Below are 19,331 nucleotides of genomic sequence, written 5' to 3' on the forward strand. Positions count from 1 at the left end.
TCTTGATCCAATGTCATTAATCACATTCTTTTAAGGCATTTAAAACCCGTTTAGCTGAAATTGGATAAGGTGTGCCTAATGTTTGAGCAAAAAGCGATACTCTAAGCTCTTGTTGCATCCAAAAAATATCGACCAGTGATTGAGGTTTTGGCAGTCCTGGCGGGACTTTTTTCAGCTGTTTCTGGTACTCTTGTGCGACCTTATCTAATTCTAGTACACATAATCTGTCACGATTTGGGTCAACTGGCAACTTTTCTAAGCGTTTTTCTATCGCTTTTAAATAACGAATTAAGTCGCTCAGTTTTTCAGCGCCATGAGAGGAAACAAAACCTTTAAAAACTAATGACTCAAGCTGGCTTTTAATATCACCATGAGCGGTGATCATGGTCAAATCAACTCGGCCTTTCATTTTTTTATGTAAAGCGTGAGCAATACTTAATACTTGCTCCACTTGCGTAGCAATGGCGACAACCGTATCGCCAAGTTCACCACGCACTTGCTCTTTTACTTGTTCGAATGCCTGCTCGGTTCTCACATCGCCTAAGTTATTCAGTAGACTATCGACTCCAGCGGCAATGCAATCATCAATTAAATCAGCCACTTTGCCAAATGGGTTAAAGTATAGGCCGAGTTTGGCTTTATTAGGCAAATTTTGTTGTAAATATTTTATTGGCGAAGGTACATTTAATAACACCAAACGGCGTAGCCCCTGCTGGTGTGCCGCTTGCGCTTTTATTTCATTATCAAACAACTCAACGGCTGTGGAAGATTTTTTATCCACTAAAGCCGGGTACGCTTTAATTTCGTATTGGCCTTGTTTTTTCACATAAGAAGCCGGGAGCTTACCAAAATCCCACTGTGTTAAGTCGGCCTTTTCTATTCCTTTATCGGCTACTTTTGATAGCGTTTGCGTTACTTTACCTTGTAGCTGAGCTTTTAGCTTAGCTAAGTCCATACCACGCGCAAGTAAAGTGTTTTTATCATCACGCACTTCAAACTGAAACCGTAAATGAGTCGCGAGAGTTGATAAATCCCATGCATCAGGCTCAACGCGTACCCCCGTCATACGTAACAACTGATGACTGAGCGCCTCAATAAAGTTACCTTGCATTGGCGTAATGGCTGCAAGTACAGCATCGGCGTAATTTGGCGCTGGAACAAAGTTACGACGTAACGATTTAGGCAATGATTTAATTAAACCCGTAATGAGTTCATGGCGAAATGCCGGAATATGCCAATCAAAACCGGTTCCTTCAACCTGGTTTAGTAAAGCGACGGGTATTTGCACAGCAACGCCATCGACAGCTTGGCCAGGATCAAAATGATAACTCAGCGGCAGCATTAAATTATTTTGTTGCCACACATCTGGGTAATCAAACTCGGTAACACTATCAGCACCATGTTGCATTAAGTCTTCGCGACTCATGTGCAAATAACGTTTATCTTGCTGCTTTTTGGTTTTGTACCACTTAGCGAATGCCGCACGGTTATTTATATCGTGCGGGATTTTTTTATCGTAGAACTCATAAAGCGTTTGCTCATCGACAAGAATATCGCGGCGGCGGCTTTTATTTTCCAGTGTTTGAATATCTTCGATCAGCTCACGATTAAACTGTAAAAACCCTTCATTTTGACCCAACTCTTGTTCAACCAAAGCACTACGAATAAATAGCTCACGACTCACTTTGGGGTCAATATTGCTATACACACAACGGCGCTTAGAAACAATAATAAGCCCGTAAAGCACTTGCTGTTCAAACGCGATGACAGCGCCCGGCTTTTTCTCCCAATGGGGTTCACTGTAGCTACGTTTAACTAAATGCTGAGCAAATGGTTCAACCCAATCAAGACTTATTTTTGCGTTGATACGCGCATATAACTTACTGGTTTCAACCAGCTCAGCTGACATAATCCATTTAGGGCTCTTTTTAAATAAACCTGAACCTGGAAAAATATGAAACTGGCTATTGCGCGCACCTTTGTACAATTGCTTTTCATCTTTAAAACCAATATGACTTAGCATACCGCTCAACAATGCTTGGTGAATTTTATCGCCATCCGCTACATTGGTAGTGGCTTTCATGCCCATTTCATTGCATACAGTACTTAGTTGATAAACAATATCTTGCCACTCACGAATACGCATATACGCCAGCATGTCTTTTTGGCAAAGCTTTCTAAATTGGCTGTTGCTGAGCTCGCTTTGCTGCTCCTCTAAGTAATTCCATAGATTCAAAAACGCAATAAAATCTGAATCTGGGTCGTCAAAACGCCCATGTTTTTCATTGGCTGCGGCACGTTTTTCTTGCGGGCGCTCGCGAGGATCTTGAATCGACAGCGCTGCCACGATAACAATAACTTCGCGCAGCGCCCCCAGCTTTTGCGCAGTCAGTACCATTTTTGCTAAACGGGGGTCGACGGGCAAGCGACTTAAATCCATGCCCGATTTAGTTAATCGTGTTTCTTGATTGCGCTTGCTAGGTTTAACCGCTTCAAGTTCTTCGAGTAGAGTTAAACCATCATTAATATTACGGCTATCCGGTGCTTGTACAAACGGAAACTTAGCCATATCGCCCAAGCCAAGACCCAGCATTTTTAAAATAACCGAGGCCAAGTTAGTACGCAGTATTTCAGGATCGGTAAACTCTGGCCGTGAATTAAAATCATCTTCGCTATATAACCGAATGCAAATCCCCGCTTCAACACGGCCACAACGCCCTTTACGCTGGTTCGCGCTGGCTTGTGAAATCGGTTCAATCGGCAAACGTTGCACTTTGGTACGGTAGCTGTAGCGACTGATACGCGCAGTACCCGGGTCAATAACATAACGAATGCCCTGCACCGTTAAAGACGTTTCAGCCACGTTGGTCGATAATATGATATGGCGGCGACTATGCGGGGCAAAAATGCGGTTTTGCTCTGCATTTGATAGTCGCGAATACAGCGGCAGTACGTCAGTACCTTTTAAGTTACGTTTACTAAGTGCATCGGCGGTGTCGCGAATTTCCCGTTCACCGTTTAGAAAGATCAAAATATCGCCAGGGCCTTCTTGGCATAATTCATCTACGGCATCAAAAATGCCTTGTAGTTGATCGCCTTCGGCTTCCATGTCGTCTTTATCAATTTCAACTAATGGTCTGTAACGTACATCCACTGGGAAAGTACGCCCTGACACCTCAATAATCGGTGCATCATTAAAATGTTTTGAAAAACGCTCAGGATCAATCGTCGCCGAGGTAATAATGACTTTTAAATCGGGGCGCTTTGGTAATAGGTTTTTTAAATAACCTAAAATAAAGTCGATATTAAGGCTACGTTCGTGAGCTTCATCAATAATGATGGTGTCGTATTGATTTAAAAAACGGTCTTGCTGAATTTCAGCTAACAAAATACCATCAGTCATCAATTTGATGTAACTATTGTTTGATACTTGGTCACTAAAGCGAATTTTAAAACCTACCTGCTGGCCAAGCTCGCATTGCATTTCACTGGCTATACGATCAGCGACGCTGCGCGCTGCTAAACGCCGAGGTTGGGTGTGACCAATGTAACCATCAACCCCACGACCAAGCTCTAAACACATTTTCGGTATTTGCGTGGTTTTACCTGAGCCTGTTTCACCAGCAATGATCACCACTTGGTTATTCGCAATCGCTTCTTTTATGTCGTCTTTTTTCTGGCTAACCGGAAGTTGCTCTGGGTACGTTACCTTTGGTAACTGGGCTAAGCGAACCTCACGTAACTGTTGGCTACGTGTTATATCAGCGGTTATTTTTTCTATAACAGCCGCTTGTTTTGCTTCATCGGATATTTTTTTTATGCCATGAAGGCGCTTTTTAAAGATGAATTGATCTTTTCTTAAACACGTTTTGAGCTCACCAAACAATTGACCTAGGTTTACCACCCGCGACTTCCTTAATAATTTTGAATAAAGACACCCAATTGTATCAAACTTTACAGCAATATAAATTTTATCTGCGAGTGCCGATTTTGGCTGAGCCGCTAAACAGACAATGCTATGCTTGGCGCTTACTTATTCAAGGTATTAACTATGAGCTTAAGAAGTTTAATCCAATTGTTTGCGCTTGCGGCTATTTGGGGCGCATCATTTTTATTTATGCGAATGGCAGCAGCCAGTTTAGGCCCAGCAGTACTGATTGAATTTAGAGTCGGCTTTGCAGCCCTGACATTGTTTTTAGTGGCGTTGTACTTTAAACGCCAATCTGTTTTTACGAGCTTAGCGTTTAAAGCCCATCGTAAACATTTTTTTATTATTGGCGCACTTAATTCCGCACTGCCCTTTTTACTCTTTGCGTATGCAGCCCAAACAATCAGCGCATCAACGTTATCCATATTAAATTCAACAACCCCTATTTGGGCAGCAGTAGTGGGTATAATATGGGCTAAAACAAAACCAACAAAGAGTATGGTTTGTGGTTTAGTGCTTGGCTTAGCTGGCGTCGTACTGCTTGTCGGGCAAGATAACTTTAGCCCAGATTCAGACTCACTGATAGCTATTATTGCAGCGCTTTGCGCATCATTAAGCTACGCCATTGCATCTCATTACACTAAGCATGCACCTAAGTTAACACCTTTTAATAATGCACATGGCTCGATGTGGGCAGCAAGCATATTGGTACTGCCGCTCGTTTTTTTCATGCCGATTCGAGAAGTCCCAACCACAGACATTATATTAGGGGTTGTTGCTTTAGGCGTGATTTGTACTGGCATTGCCTATATTTTGTTTTTTAATTTAATTGAAGAAATAGGCCCAACGTCGGCACTAACCGTTACGTTTTTAATTCCACTTTTTGGTATTTTTTGGGGCCATATAGTACTTGATGAACAGATTGGTTCAAACACCCTGCTTGGTGCATTGTGTGTTATTAGTGGCACTATGTTAGTCACTGGTTTTTTACCTAAAAAACTGGCAGTGGGCTCGCCAAAAAATACATAAAAAAAGGTGCATTTATAATGCACCTTTTATCCTATGGGTAGAACAGGATTAGTTATAGCGCAGCAAAAACCTCGTCAGTTTTTGCAGCACAGATAAAGTCATTTTTATGCAGACCTTTAATTGAATGACTCCACCAAGTAACCGTCACTTTGCCCCATTCAGTTAATAAACCAGGGTGATGTCCTTCGTCTTCAGCCATATCGCCAACTTTGTTGGTAAAGGCAATAGCTTGTTTAAAATTTTTGAATTTATACACTCGCTCTAACTGCATAATGCCATCGCGTACTTCTGGCACCCAGTCAGGGATCATTTTAATTAGTTCTGCTAGCTCTTCGTCTGACACTTTTGGAGCATCAACATGACAGGCTTCACACTTTTGTGCGCTTAGTGATGACATTTTAAATCCTTAACTTGCTAATTTTTCTTTAGGAGGAAACTTTGGGTCATGTAACCCTAATTCTTTTGCTTGCTCAACTATCGCCATAATATCCAACTGTGAAATATCAAATAAATCATGGATAGAGTTAATGGTGTAGTACAAAGGCTGCATTATATCAATGCGATAAGGGGTACGTAATACATCAAGCACATTCATTGGCTTTATTTCTGGCGTATCAGAGTACACGTATTGTGTCTCACCGGGGCTTGATAAAATCCCTCCACCATAAATACGTAAGCCGTCTTGTGTTTGCATTAAACCAAACTCAACAGTAAACCAATACATACGCGCTAGATATACACGGTCTTTCTTTTGCGCTGCATAGCCTAGTTGGCCATATTTATGTGTAAACTCTGCAAAGTCGGGGTTAGTGAGCATGGCGCAATGGCCAAATATTTCATGGAAAATATCTGGCTCTTGTAAATAGTCAAACTCTTCTCGGGTACGAATAAAAGTAGCAACTGGAAATTGCTTATTCGCCAATAAACGAAAGAACTCATCAAAATCAATCAATGCAGGCACTGGGGCTACTTGCCAACCCGTCGTTGCGAGCAGCACTTCGTTTAACTCGCTTAGCTGCGGGATACGATCATGAGGAAGGTTTATTTTTTTTAGTCCTTCCATGTATTCATTACACGCTTTGCCTTCGATGTATTTTAATTGACGGGCAACGAGTTCTGACCATATTTTATTTTCTTCATCGCTCCAATGAATCACCCCATTTTCATCGGGTGTCCTGGAGGTGTACTTACTTGCTTTAGCCATAATTACCTTCTTGGTGTTAAACCGAAAATCGGTATCAACCTGTTACCCAGATACTAAGCAAATGTAAGACAAAGTTTAATAGCTGGGCTCATATCAGCCAATGGCTACAACACTCAAGTCGTAAAGATAACATTACGGATCTAAATCGAAATATTTACAGCCCAGTATTTAAAGGATTTACACGCCATAAAAACGTAAAAATAAAATTACACCTCACATAATTTGAGTGAACGCATGGTTAAGGTCGTTAATAATATCGTTAACATCTTCAAGACCAACAGAAAGGCGAATTAAGCCATCGCTTATACCCGCAGCGGCTCTTTCCTCTGCCGTATAGGGCGAATGAGTCATCGATGCAGGATGTTGTATCAATGTTTCAGCATCACCTAAACTCACCGCTAATGTGCACAGCTTGGTACTATTAATAAACTGCTCGCCATCTTTTAAGCTGCCTTTTAACTCAAATGCGATAACCCCCCCAGCAGCTTTCATTTGCGTGCCAATAAACTTATTACCCGGGTGAGACTTCAAACCGGGGTAATAAACGGTGTTGACATGAGAGTGTTGCTCTAAAAATTCAGCAACAGTTTGCGCACTTTCACAATGGCGCTGCATTCGTATTGCTAATGTTTTTAGACCACGGTTTATTAGCCAGGCGTCATGAGGGCTGATGGTTGCACCAATATCTTTAAGTACTGTCATTTTAATTAAGTTTATATGCTCATCGCAGCCACACACTAAACCTGCCACCACATCACCATGGCCGTTTAAATACTTGGTCGCGCTGTGCACAATTAAATCGATGCCATAATCGGTTGGTTTTTGCAGCAGTGGCGTTAAAAAAGTATTGTCGATAACGCTAATAAGCTGATGCTGTTTTGCAACGTCACTAATCAAATTTAAATCCAGCACCGCCATCGTCGGGTTGATTGGGGTTTCAGCAAAAATCATTTTTGAATTTGGCTTTATAGCATCACGTAATGCTTGCTCACTGGTCATATCAACAAAGCTTACCTCAACTCCCCAGCGCGGTAGCATATGAGCAAAAAAGGCAAATGTGCAGCCATAAAGTGCGCTTGATACAACAAGATGATCGCCTTGTGATAAAAAGCTCAACACCGATGCTGACACTGCCCCCATGCCAGTTGCAGTGGCGGCAGCGGCTTCACAGTTTTCAAGTTGAGCAACCTTTTGCTCAAGCTCTGTAGTCGTTGGGTTACCTAAACGGGTATAAATATAACCGGGCTCTTCCCCTGCAAACCGAGCTGCACCTTGTGCTGCGTCAGTAAAATGAAAAGTAGAAGTTTGGTATAAAGGCGATGTTAAAGCGCCATGAGGGTCGTTCGCTTTTTCGGGGCCATGAATACATTGACTGTCGATGTGGAGTTTGTTCATTGTTTGATCTTTTTTGATTATTATTAATATGATAATCAAAGCGTATCAGCTGATAGATAACAAGCATGCCGGATGCACAGATGGCTATTCAATGCTAAGCACCTAATAACCACTGTACAGATATCTTGTCAGTCTGTTTTGTCGTTTTGCTCTGGGCTGGCTTTTTTTCGTGACATTATTTTGCTGGCAATAAGCTGTGCTGTGCCTTTAAGTAAACTACGCTTATGCTCTAAGCGCGGTAACGGGCGGCTTAATTCCATGGCTTTATAACCTATACGTGCGGTAAATATGCCGGCACTTAAGCCTTGCGCTGCACGACCTGAAAGCTTACCGAGTAGCTCAGCGCTAAGTGCGGTTGCCGCTAAATCTGACACCAGCTCTGCGCTGCCAACAAACATTACTTGCCTTATTAACATTTTATAAAGCTTGATACGACTTGCATAACCAAAGCCAATGCCATAAATACGACCAATCTGTTCTATCAGTTTAGTGCCGCGCCAAAGTACCGCCATCATATCAACGAGTGCAAGAGGGCTAAGTGCCACCAGCAAACCGGACTCTGTCGCAAAACGGTTAATTAGTTTTTTGGCTTGCGTGTCTTGTGCAACAAGTAAGCTATCAGCGTACAAGGTCATGATTTCTTTATCTGTGTGATGGGTCGCGACGCTTGCTTTAAACTCATCAAAGCCCGTTAATTGCTGATGTCTATTAAGCTTTTCAAGCCAAGGTAATGCACCACCCACTTGCTCTGAATTAAGTAACCTATCTGCTTCGTGGCGATGTAATTGATTGCGCTTTAAACTGCGTAACATGCGGTATTCACGCCACAGCAAGCGACCAATTAACAGCACTCCTGTAAATACGGCCGTTGCATAGACCGAGCCTAAAATAATTGATTGTTGGAATGTGACCACAAGTGAAAATGCAAACTCAAGCAACACCAAGGTTAAAAAGCTAACAACGAATAAGCCCTTTAATGTTTGCCATTTTGACTTTTTATAAACCGGTGCTAGGTCAATATCGTCTTCTAACTCAGGCTCTTCCTGAGGTTCAAACTCACCCTGCTCAACCACTTTTGCTGTGACTAAATTTAATTCAGGGTCCGCTATCGGCTGCTCTGACTCAATACGCCTTCCCGCTTGAAATGAAGTTGATTCGCTCATGTAAGTTTATCTCCTAATAGGTACTGCATAACATGATCTAACCGAATATGCTTTAACTGTTTATCAGGGCTTGGCATAGGTGCAAATGATAAAAACTCAAACCCTTGTGTTGGCCACTCTGTTTTAGTCAACATGCGTGATGGCGGCTGTGGAGGTAAATAAGTAAGCCATTGCTGTTCATTTAATGGTTTGCCATAAATACAATTAAGGGGTTTGCCCTGCTCTGTAACTTGCCGTGGTTGGGTTGCCGCAATCGATGACATAGCGATAGTCTCTATTTTAACGCCATCAAATTTAAGATGGTTTGCTTGCTCATGCACCAATGAATCGAGTAATAAAGCTAAATCTTTATGGTGTTCACCACTGATATGATCTGACTTATTAGCCGCAAATAATAATTTATCTATATTGGGTTTGAACAAACGCTTGATGAAGCTATTTTCACCATAATTAAAATGCGCTAGTAGTTGCTGAATAACAGCGCTTTGCTCATGCAGCGTCTCAGGCCCTTCATTTAATGCGCTCAGTACATCCACCAGCACAATCTGACGGTCAAAATGACGAAAATGCTGGATATAAAATGGTTTTACCACCTCTTTTACATAGGCATTAAAACGCTTTTGTAGATGTGCCAAGTTTGAACCCGGTATTACTTCAGAGTCATATTCGGCCACAGGAAAAAACAACAAAAGTGGTGCCCCTTGCAATTCACCGGGCATCAACATGCGTCCAGGCTGGAGCATGGCAAGCTTAGTGTCTTTTTTTAATCCTACTAACAAGCTTTGGTAAAGTTTGGCAAGTTCACTCAAGGCGTGCTCATCGACGGGCGCATTTAGATCTAGACCATTTAATGCCGATAAAAAGTTTTGTGCCTTATCAACACGAGGCGGCTGCACTAGTAAAGCGTATTGTTGCTCACACCACTGCTGGTAGCTTTGCTCAAGCATAGGTAAATCGAGTAGCCATTCACCCGGGTAGTCAATAATATCAAGGTACATTGTTGATTGTGGCGCAATATGCGAGCGCAAACCCGAGCCACTTTGATATTTAATAGCCAAGCGTAAAGTATTTATGCGCTCAGTTGAGGCTGGCCACATAGGTTCGCCATCATGAGGCAGTAATGCCCCTAACGCATTTTGATAAGAAAACGTTGGAATAGTAAGCGCTTGCTGCGGCACTACCTTAGTGGCGATATGGCGCTTTTGCTGCATCACATCAAAAAAAGGTAAGTTTTTATCGTCGGCTTGGCTGGTTAAATGTTTTACTAAAGCGGTAATAAAGGCGGTTTTACCGCTACCACTTAAACCTGTTACGGCAAGCTTTACGTGTTGATCTAAACTGCGATGGACCGCTTTTTCAGCTTTCCCTTTGAGTTTATTAAAGGCTTTTCTAGCAGATGAAGTGTTTATCATAATGAGTGAGCACTTTATCTACTTACTTTACGAGTTTGATAAAGTGCTATTGAATCCTTTAAAGCTTATTGATTTCACGGCTAACCGTAAATTCAGTTGAAGTAACGTAGCGTTCCATCTCTTGCAAACGTGAATCAACACGGCCTAAACGATCTTTAAGATCTTGTAATGCGCGACGTGGTGGCTCGCCTTTTTGCCATACTTTAAATTTTACTTCAAGTGGGTCTTCATGCTGTGTTGCATAGGAGCTGGCTTGTGAATTTGCAGGCTTTTTATCTAAAATAAACCACGCTGCAATATAGGCCACCACAAATAAAGGACCGCCGGCTAATAAAACTGCGGTGACAAAAATAATTCTGACTAACCACAACTCCATATTAAAATAATCACTGAGTCCTGCACAGACACCGGCAATTTTGCCTCGTACTGGGTCTCTTAACAGTTCGCGTTTAGTATTCATACCTTACGTCTCCACTGTGGGGCCTCTTGATCAAGTAGTGCTTCTAATGTTTCTACTCGGTCTGCCATTTTATCTGCTTTTTGCGCAAGCTCTAATAACTGGCGGTGTTCATGTTCACTCAAGCCTTGGCTTACCTGCTTTTTGCTACGATAATGTAAAATTAACCAAAGTGGCGCCACCACAATCATGAAAATGATAATTGGGGCAACCAACACATCTGCGTCAATCATAACCTTCTCCTGCACAATCCGTTTATTTGTTTAAGCATAGGGGGAATGCTCCCCCTTAATTATTATGTTTTATTTATCTGCAAGCTTCTTTTTAAGCGCTGCTAGCTCGTCGTCAATCTTCTCATTTTGCTGTAAATCAGCAATTTCATCAGATAATGACTTTTTACCTAAGTCGTACGATTCTACTTGAGATTCTAGACCATCAATTTTAGTTTCGTAACGTTCAAAGCGATTTAATGCATCTTCAACTTTTGAGCTATCGAGTGCTTTTTTCACTTCAAGGCGCGACTCAGCCGAGCGCTGACGTAAGATAATCGCTTTTTGACGTGCTTTCGCGTCAGCTAATTTATCTTGTAATGTGCTCACTTCTTGTTGCAGTTTCTCTATGTGAGACTCTACATGGCTAAGCTCGTCTTCAACGGCAGCAACCGCTTCAGCTGACTTTTGCTTTTCAAGCAATGCGGCACGTGCTAGGTCGTCACGATCTTTACTCAGTGCCAGCTCTGCTTTGTCTTGCCACTCTGACACTTGTGCTTTTAAAGTATCTACACGACGTACTAACTCTTTTTTCTCAGCGAGTGTTTTAGCTGATGTTGAACGAACTTCAACTAACGTGTCTTCCATTTCTTGAATGATAAGACGAACCATTTTTTCAGGATCTTCTGCTTTATCCAAAATGGCATTGATATTAGAATTAACAATGTCTGCAAAACGTGAAAAAATTCCCATAACATTTACCTCTGTGATGTTTAACTTAATTGGTCTGCACTCACTGTTACAATATGCTTGCCAACTTTATAAAACATAAAATACAGTAATATTTTCATAAAGTTAAACTAAAAATACAAATTCCTTTAGTTCTCCCGAATAATGAAATACACTAACTGTTAGTAAAAATGACTAAGAGTTAGGGAATATGAGCCAATTTCGTCAACAGGATAACTTACTCGGCCAATCAGACAGCTTTTTAGCAGTACTGGATCAGGTATCTCAACTGGCAAGTTTAGATAAACCGGTATTAATTATTGGTGAGCGTGGTACGGGTAAAGAGCTGATTGCAGCCCGCTTACATTTCTTGTCTAAGCGGTGGGAGCAAAATTATGTGAAGCTCAACTGTGCTGCATTAAACGAGAACCTCCTCGAAAGCGAATTATTTGGTCATGAAAGCGGTGCATTTACTGGCGCAAGTAAACGCCATGAAGGCCGATTTGAACGCGCCAATAGCGGTACTCTATTCTTAGATGAATTAGCAAATACTTCAGCCATGGTGCAAGAGAAACTGTTACGGGTTATTGAATACGGCGAGTTTGAGCGTGTCGGGGGGAAACAAACGGTAAAAGTTGATACCCGCTTAGTCTGCGCCACCAATGAAGATTTACCGTATTTAGCCGAGCAAGGCGAGTTTCGCAGTGATTTACTCGATCGCCTAGCGTTTGATGTGATCACCCTGCCTCCGCTGCGAGAACGCCAAGAAGATATTATGTTATTGGCCGAACAGTTTGCCATTAATATGGCTCGCGATTTAGAGTGGGAACTGTTTAGCGGCTTTACCCGAAGCGCCGTTGAAATACTGCAAAGCTATGATTGGCCAGGTAATATCCGAGAACTAAAAAATGTCGTGGAGCGTAGTTTATATCGCCACGGCAATGAACATATCCCCGTTCACCAGATTATTTTAGACCCATTTGAAAGTAAATTTAGACCCAAGCAGCGAATTAAAGCACCACTGAAATCAGAGCAAACGGTGATAGAGGCCCCGAGCACAGTCGAAGTTGCCCCTGTGAATGAGCCTGCGCAACACAGCTTTCCATGTAGTTTAAAAGATCTCTCTAACGAGTTTGAAATTGATTTAATAAAAAAAGCACTCGAATTCAGCCAATTTAATCAAAAGAAGACTGCAGAAGTACTTGGTTTGACGTATCATCAACTTAGAGGCTATTTGAAAAAATATAATTTACTAGATCAACAACAATAGTCAGAGGTTGAACCGGTGTATAAATTATTACTTGGGCTATTTTCGCTGAGCTTAACAGGCTGCTTAGATACGAAAGAACCAACGCTAGAAGAAAAAAACCAAGGCTTAGTTTATTGTGCTGAGGCGAACCCTGTGTCGTTTAACCCACAAGTAACGACCACAGGTTCAACAATCGATATCATTGCTAATCAGCTTTATGATCGTTTGATCAGTATTGACCCTATTACGGCAGAGTTTCAAAGCGAGCTGGCAACCGATTGGAAAATCAGCCCTGACGGAAAAGCCGTCACCTTTACTCTGCGTAAAGGGGTTAAATTTCATAATACCAACTACTTTACACCCACTCGTGATTTTAATGCCGACGACGTTATTTTTACCTTCAGTCGTTTATTTGATGTCTACAACCCTTACCACTTTGTTGGTGATGCCAACTACCCTTATTTTCAAAGTGTGGGGATTGACCAACTTATTCGCCGCATAGTGCGGGTATCTGACTACCAAGTTCGGTTTGAGTTATTTAATGCTGAGAGCAGTTTTTTAGCCAATATGGCAACAGACTTTGCGGTGGTATTATCCCGCGAATACGCGATGCAATTAAAAGCCCAAGAGCAACTCGATTTATTTGATCAATACCCAATTGGCACCGGCCCCTATATTTATAAAGAATACCGCCGTGACCATTTAGTACGTTATTACCGCAATAACGACTACTGGAAACACAAAGTCGTGCTTGAGCAATTAGTTTACGATATCACCCCTAATGGCACCACGCGTATTGCCAAAATGCTAACCAAAGAGTGTGATGTTACCGCACACCCAAGCAGTGCCCAGTTAAGTATTTTAGCGCGCCGGGCCGATATAAACGTGCAAAAAGAAACCAATCTTAACGTAGGCTATTGGGCGTTTAATACCGAGCGCCCACCATTTGATGATATTAGAGTACGCCAAGCCCTTGCCCATGCCATTGATATTGAAAAAATTATGCAAGCGGTGTTTTATGGTAACGGTATTCGTGCACAGTCTATTTTGCCGCCCACATCGTGGGCTTATCAATCACAAGCAAGTATGCCTGGGTTCAACCCTGAGTTAGCAAAACAATTACTTAAAGAAGCAGGTATCGAAAACGGCTTTGATATGACCATTTGGGCCATGCCAGTCAGCCGTATCTATAACCCTAATGCGCGTAAAATGGCAGAGCTAATGCAAAGTGACTTACGTAAAGTCGGGGTCAATGTCAGCATTGTTGAGTATGAATGGAATACCTTTATTCAACGCATTGGCGAGCATCGCCACGACAGCGTACTACTGGGCTGGGCAGCCGATACGCCTGATCCTGACAACTTTTTTAGTCCATTATTAAGTTGCTCGGCCACATTTAGCGGTAAAAACCCAGCAAATTGGTGCGATCCCGGGTTTGATCTACTCTTAACCCAAGCTCTCGACACCACAGATTTAGAACAACGCAAAGATTTTTACCAACAAGCGCAAGCAATGTTAATCAAAGAGCTGCCATTATTACCACTGGCCCACGGTATGCGCTTTCAAGCTAGTAGCAGTGATGTAGAAGGTATTCCCCTTGGCCCATTTGGGGCAATATCACTGGCTAATGCGAGGAAAAAATAATGGTATTAGATTATTTTTTACGCCGCCTAGGCTTGTTATTGTTTATGATGCTCACATTGAGTATTTTTACCTTTTCATTAAGTTATTTGTTCCCCGGTGATGCCCTAAGTAATTTAAGCGGTATCACCAATACCAGCTTTTCGCAAACCAGTGAACTACAAGAAAAATATCACTTTAACGACAATTACATCACCCAATATTTTGCGTTTTTAGGCCGTATTGTGGTCGGAGATTGGGGCTTGTCTTTTGCCTCAGGGGAAAATGTGTTTAACCACATTGTTGATTTATTCCCAGCCACACTCGAATTAAGCGTCTACGCTTTGATCATCTCAGTTGTCATTGGTGTACCAGCTGGTATTTTAGCCGCAGCATATTACAAAAAACTACCAGATAAATTAATCAACTCGACAACATTAGCGGGTTATTCAATTCCCGTTTTTTGGCTCGCTTTATTACTAATCATGGTGTTCTCACTGCAACTAGGCTGGTTTCCTATGTCGGGTCGTATGGGCTTGTTGTATGAAATTCCTGCGCAAACTGGGTTTATTTTAATTGATATAGCTTTAGCTGGTTTTCCTTACTCGGGTATGGCTATGATCGATGCCCTGCACCACCTTACATTGCCAACCATAGTACTGGCCATGTACCCAACCACGGTTTTAATTCGCTTTACCCGTGAGTCCATGCTGCATGTGCTGGAGCAAAACTTTATTAAAACGGCGCGAGCTAAAGGCCTTAACCGCGCGCAATTAATTGTGCACCATGCACTGCGTAATGCCTTATTACCGGTGATCAAACAAATCGGTTTACAGTTTAGTACCTTGATCACTCTTGCTATGATCACCGAGGTTATTTTTTCATGGCCAGGCATTGGTCGTTGGCTGATAGACAGTATTTATCAGCGCGATTACCCTGCCATTCAAGGTGGTTTACTAGCGGTCTCAATGTTTGTTATTTTGGCCACCATTATCGCCGAGCTCACTTACACCTTGTTCGATCCGCTTTCTCGGAACCAAGCACATGGCAAAGTTTAATTTATTTTCTGAAGAGTCAAACAAAGCGCCTTTAGCGCGGTTTTGGCGCAAGTTTAAATCAAATCACCCCGCTTTAGTCGGTCTGTGGGTGTTTATTGCATTTGCGATATTAGCTGCGGCTGCGCCTTTTATTGCACCTTATGGTGTGAATCAGCAACACAGCGATGCTCTTCTCATTCCCCCATCATGGCATGAAATGGGCGATGTGCGATTTTTACTCGGGACTGATGATCTCGGCCGTGATGTGTTATCACGATTAATGAATGGTGCAACATATACCTTTGGTTTATCTGTTATTGCTGCCCTAATAACCACAGTGATTGGTGTATTAGTGGGTACTTTTGCAGGTATTAGCCGCGGCTTGCGTTCAAGCTTTTTAAATCACCTACTTGATATCACTTTATCCATCCCCTCTTTGCTGCTGGCAATTATAATCATCGCAATTTTAGGCCCTGGGCTAATGAATACAGTATGGGCTATTATTTTAGCGCTATTACCACAATTTATTCACTCAGTACGTAATTTAATCGTAACCGAGCTGGGCAAAGATTACATCACCGCTTTTAAGCTGGATGGTGCCTCTAATTGGCATATTCTTTCTCGTGGTATTTTCCCCAACATTTATGAACATATTGTGGTTATTTTTACCATGGCACTGTCAACCGCTATATTAGATATATCAGCCCTTGGCTTTTTGAAGTTAGGTGCGCAACCACCAACCACAGAATGGGGAGCCATTTTGGCCGAGAACCTAGGCTTGATATACTTAGCTCCGTGGACAGTAGGTTTACCTGGGGTATTACTCTTTTTAGCCGTGCTATCAACCAACTTAGTTGGCGATGGTCTTCGCCAAGTGTTAAAAGCACGTAAGGCAGATTAAATGCAATTACTCGACATTCGCAACTTAACGATAGAGCTACGCACCTCTGACACAGTTATTCGTGCTGTAGATAGAGTGAGTTTAAGCTTAAAAGAAGGGGAAGTGCACGCCTTGGTTGGTGAGTCTGGCTCTGGTAAAAGCCTTATCGCCAAAGCCATTGTTGGGGTATTAAATAAACGCTGGCATATTACAGCCGATCGCATGCATTGGCGTGGTGTTGACTTAATGCGTTTATCAAACGAACAACGCCGTAAAATCGTTGGCCAAGATATCGCGATGATTTATCAAGACCCTAGCCGGTGCTTAGATCCCACGGCGAAAATCTTTGATCAAATTGCCGAAACCTTACCGGCAATCCAAAGCAAAGGATTTTTCTTAAAACGTAACCGCCAACGTAAAGACCGAGTAAAAGCCCTGATCCATAAAGTGGGTATTAAAGATCACGAAAAGGTTTTAACCAGCTACCCTCACGAACTCTCAGAAGGGGTGTGTCAAAAAGTGATGATAGCCATGGCCATTGCCCGTACGCCAAAGCTATTAATTGCCGATGAGCCAACCACAGCCCTAGAAAGCACCACCCGCGCGCAAGTATTTAGGTTACTAAAAAGCTTAAACCAGCTAAAAAACATGTCGATATTAATGATCTCTCACGAACTAGAAGAAATTGTTAACTGGTCCCATGGCATGCACGTTTTGTATTGCGGACAAATGGTAGAAGCAGGCCCTACAGCTAAAATATTCAGCCAGCCGCGTCACCCGTACACTCAAGCACTACTGAAAAGCTTACCCGATTACGAACAAGGCCTAGCCCATAAAGAACCATTTTATGCATTAAAGGGCACAATTCCCACCTTGCAGCACTTGCCAATAGGTTGCCGATTAGGGCCACGTTGCCCACAAGCACAAAAAGCCTGTGTAGTCACCCCAGCATTAACTAAACATCACGGCCACAGTTACGCGTGCCACTTTCCATTAATTAAGGCGATGAAATAATGCAACCATTACTCAAAGTGCAAGCCTTATCAAAAAGCTTTAATCTACGTTCAGGCCTGTTCTCACGTAAACGCTTTGAAGTACTAAAAGACATTTCTTTTTGTTTAAGCCAAGGCGAAACCCTTGCAATCATTGGCGAAACCGGCTCAGGAAAAAGCACCCTAGCCAAATTATTAGCAGGCGCAGATAGCGCCGACACCGGGCAAATCCTGCTTGATGGCAACATCATCGAAGATAAAGGCATTCGCGACCAACAATGTCGTCATATCCGGATGATCTTTCAAGACTCAGAGGCCTCGTTAAACCCAGGCCTGACTATTGGTGACATGCTCGACGACTGCCTGCAATATAATACCTCATTAGATAAACAAACTCGCGGCGAAAAAATTACCGCCACCTTATCTAAGGTTGGTTTGCTGAACGACCATCAACATTATTACCCACACATGTTCAGCGGCGGTCAATTACAGCGCGTCGCCCTCGCCCGTGCATTAATTCTTGATCCAAAAGTAGTGGTACTCGACGAAGCGCTATCATCACTAGATCCATCAGTACGCGCACAAACAGTAAACTTATTACTCAAACTTCAACAAGACACTGGCCTAAGTTATATCTTGATCACCCACCACTTAAGCCTAGTGCGTCACATCAGCGACCAACTCGTGGTACTCGATCACGGTGAAATAGTCGAGTACGGCAAAACCGAAGATATTTTCCAAGATCCACAATCTAACGTCACCCAGAAGTTGTTGAGTTGTTGAAGATCTAGCTGTTAGCTGTTAGCTGTCAGCTATCAGTTTTAGAGCAGCCCGGCGTTAAATTTATCACCGTAGGTTGTGATTGAGAGCAACGAAGCCCAACATTTAGTGTGAGCTCTGAGCGATGTTCTAGAGCGAAAAGTTGGCGGTCGGGTAAACTCGTTTTTGGACAAAAACGATTTAGAACTAAGGCGTGCTTTGTGCCAATAGCGAAAACTGGCCACTTAATTCAAAAAAACAGCAATGATACGATAGCAGACTTTCCTAAGTAGATAAAAGCACTGGTGTTTTTATCATAACGTTTGTCGATTTCCTTTTAAGGCTGTATGTAAACTAAGCCACCATAGAGACTTTAATTTAAAGCCCCAGTAGAAACTAAGACTTCACTTTAGAATTCATTACTCTAAGATATATAACCCTAATCATGATGAAATAAGGCAATACGTTTTCTATTATTATGAAAAATCTATTATCCATCCGCTCCTATAGCACAAAGCCAGTTCGTCACTCACATCAATTTAATCAGTTGGTTCTACCTTTACGTGGTGTCATAAATATATGTGTTGGTGATTTCAATGGAAAAGTTGCACCAAGTGAATGTGTTGTAGTTAAAGCCAACGAAGAGCACCTGTTCACTGCAAACACTGAAGCTAGGTTTGTAGTCGCAGATATGAAAAATCTTCCGCTAAATATTTCATCTTCACAATGTATTGTTTTTGCAATTAACTCATCTCTTAGAAGTTACTTAACTTTTATCGAAAACCAACTAGAAAACAAAGTTAATGCTCAATTAGAACAGGCGATGTTCGAAATGTTCAGCTTACTGCTGGCAGAGCAAACTTTATTACCAAAGGTAGATAGTCGCATTGGTACAGCAATATCCTTCATGGAGCAAAATATTGCAGAGCAGCTTCAAATTAAATGTTTAGCTGAATCTGCTTTCCTGAGTGAAACACAGTTTAAGAAACTATTTAAAATACAAACAGGTATGACCGTGATGAAGTACGTAACAAAACTTCGAATGGAAAAAGCCCAAGCATTACTTACGCATACAGATTATCCGTTACCAATTATTGGTGAAAAAGTAGGTTATAAAGAACCCTCAGCCTTTAGCCGAAAATTCTCACAATACTTTGGTCTATCACCAACTAAATTCAAAAAGTAAACTTAGTCGGAATTGTTAACGATTGCGTCTTAATTGTTAAAAACACCCTACATAATTAGCATACTATTTCTATATTGAAGTT

The 19,331-nt window shown here is 42.0% G+C and carries 17 protein-coding genes; 8 read left to right on the plus strand and 9 right to left on the minus strand.

The window, feature by feature from the left end; genetic code table 11:
- Positions 1–16: 16 nt before the first annotated feature.
- On the minus strand, positions 17–3,904 hold the full coding sequence (hrpA, locus tag NQT69_RS04300) for an ATP-dependent RNA helicase HrpA (protein WP_256826462.1): 3,888 nt from the start codon (positions 3,902–3,904) through the stop codon (positions 17–19).
- Between the two features lie 147 nt (positions 3,905–4,051).
- Here hrpA and NQT69_RS04305 point away from each other — a divergent pair, with 147 nt between their 5' ends.
- Positions 4,052–4,957 carry a DMT family transporter gene (locus NQT69_RS04305; protein WP_256826463.1) on the plus strand — a complete coding sequence of 302 codons (906 nt, stop codon included), beginning with the start codon at positions 4,052–4,054 and terminating at the stop codon, positions 4,955–4,957.
- Between the two features lie 52 nt (positions 4,958–5,009).
- On the opposite strand, the gene NQT69_RS04310 is transcribed toward NQT69_RS04305, so the two are convergent.
- From NQT69_RS04310 to pspA, 8 genes are all read right to left on the minus strand, one after another.
- Positions 5,010–5,354 carry a 4a-hydroxytetrahydrobiopterin dehydratase gene (locus NQT69_RS04310; protein WP_087530773.1) on the minus strand — a complete coding sequence of 115 codons (345 nt, stop codon included), beginning with the start codon at positions 5,352–5,354 and terminating at the stop codon, positions 5,010–5,012.
- A 9-nt stretch (positions 5,355–5,363) separates the two neighbouring features.
- Positions 5,364–6,164, minus strand: a complete 801-nt coding sequence (phhA, locus tag NQT69_RS04315; protein ID WP_256826733.1) for a phenylalanine 4-monooxygenase — start codon at positions 6,162–6,164, stop codon at positions 5,364–5,366.
- Positions 6,165–6,374: 210 nt separating this feature from the next.
- Positions 6,375–7,556, minus strand: a complete 1,182-nt coding sequence (megL, locus tag NQT69_RS04320; RefSeq protein ID WP_256826464.1) for a methionine gamma-lyase — start codon at positions 7,554–7,556, stop codon at positions 6,375–6,377.
- 128 nt (positions 7,557–7,684) lie between these two features.
- A complete protein-coding gene (locus NQT69_RS04325; protein ID WP_256826465.1) occupies positions 7,685–8,719 on the minus strand; it encodes a YcjF family protein in 1,035 nt (344 codons plus the stop codon).
- The gene (locus NQT69_RS04330; protein ID WP_256826466.1) at positions 8,716–10,131 is read right to left on the minus strand and encodes a YcjX family protein; all 1,416 of its coding nucleotides are present in this window, start codon (positions 10,129–10,131) and stop codon (positions 8,716–8,718) included. Before NQT69_RS04330 ends, NQT69_RS04325 begins: the two co-directional genes overlap by 4 nt.
- 58 nt (positions 10,132–10,189) lie before the next feature.
- Positions 10,190–10,591, minus strand: coding sequence for an envelope stress response membrane protein PspC (gene pspC, locus NQT69_RS04335; protein WP_256826467.1), 402 nt, complete (start codon positions 10,589–10,591; stop codon positions 10,190–10,192).
- On the minus strand, positions 10,588–10,821 hold the full coding sequence (gene pspB / locus NQT69_RS04340; protein ID WP_099296101.1) for an envelope stress response membrane protein PspB: 234 nt from the start codon (positions 10,819–10,821) through the stop codon (positions 10,588–10,590). The genes pspC and pspB overlap by 4 nt, the downstream gene beginning before the upstream one ends.
- Before the next feature lie 69 nt (positions 10,822–10,890).
- The gene (gene pspA, locus NQT69_RS04345; protein WP_256826468.1) at positions 10,891–11,550 is read right to left on the minus strand and encodes a phage shock protein PspA; all 660 of its coding nucleotides are present in this window, start codon (positions 11,548–11,550) and stop codon (positions 10,891–10,893) included.
- A 187-nt stretch (positions 11,551–11,737) separates the two neighbouring features.
- Between pspA and pspF the strand changes: the two genes are divergently transcribed.
- The 7 genes from pspF to NQT69_RS04380 all read left to right on the plus strand — a co-directional run bounded on the left by pspF (position 11,738) and on the right by NQT69_RS04380 (position 19,249).
- Positions 11,738–12,796 carry a phage shock protein operon transcriptional activator gene (pspF, locus tag NQT69_RS04350; RefSeq protein WP_256826469.1) on the plus strand — a complete coding sequence of 353 codons (1,059 nt, stop codon included), beginning with the start codon at positions 11,738–11,740 and terminating at the stop codon, positions 12,794–12,796.
- Positions 12,797–12,811: 15 nt separating this feature from the next.
- Positions 12,812–14,419, plus strand: a complete 1,608-nt coding sequence (locus tag NQT69_RS04355; protein ID WP_256826470.1) for an ABC transporter substrate-binding protein — start codon at positions 12,812–12,814, stop codon at positions 14,417–14,419.
- Positions 14,419–15,453 (plus strand): ABC transporter permease, encoded by a 1,035-nt coding sequence (locus NQT69_RS04360; RefSeq protein WP_256826471.1) that lies wholly within the window; start codon positions 14,419–14,421, stop codon positions 15,451–15,453. The genes NQT69_RS04355 and NQT69_RS04360 overlap by 1 nt, the downstream gene beginning before the upstream one ends.
- Positions 15,440–16,333, plus strand: coding sequence for an ABC transporter permease subunit (locus tag NQT69_RS04365; RefSeq protein ID WP_087530783.1), 894 nt, complete (start codon positions 15,440–15,442; stop codon positions 16,331–16,333). Before NQT69_RS04360 ends, NQT69_RS04365 begins: the two co-directional genes overlap by 14 nt.
- Positions 16,334–17,326: a peptide ABC transporter ATP-binding protein gene (locus NQT69_RS04370; protein WP_256826472.1), complete on the plus strand. Its 993-nt coding sequence runs from the start codon at positions 16,334–16,336 to the stop codon at positions 17,324–17,326.
- On the plus strand, positions 17,326–18,087 hold the full coding sequence (locus NQT69_RS04375; RefSeq protein WP_256826473.1) for an ATP-binding cassette domain-containing protein: 762 nt from the start codon (positions 17,326–17,328) through the stop codon (positions 18,085–18,087). The genes NQT69_RS04370 and NQT69_RS04375 overlap by 1 nt, the downstream gene beginning before the upstream one ends.
- Positions 18,088–18,541: 454 nt before the next feature.
- A complete protein-coding gene (locus NQT69_RS04380) occupies positions 18,542–19,249 on the plus strand; it encodes a helix-turn-helix domain-containing protein (RefSeq protein ID WP_256826474.1) in 708 nt (235 codons plus the stop codon).
- Positions 19,250–19,331: the final 82 nt, after the last annotated feature.

Origin of the sequence: Pseudoalteromonas shioyasakiensis (genome assembly GCF_024518675.1) — a bacterium.
Classification (GTDB): domain Bacteria; phylum Pseudomonadota; class Gammaproteobacteria; order Enterobacterales; family Alteromonadaceae; genus Pseudoalteromonas; species Pseudoalteromonas shioyasakiensis_B.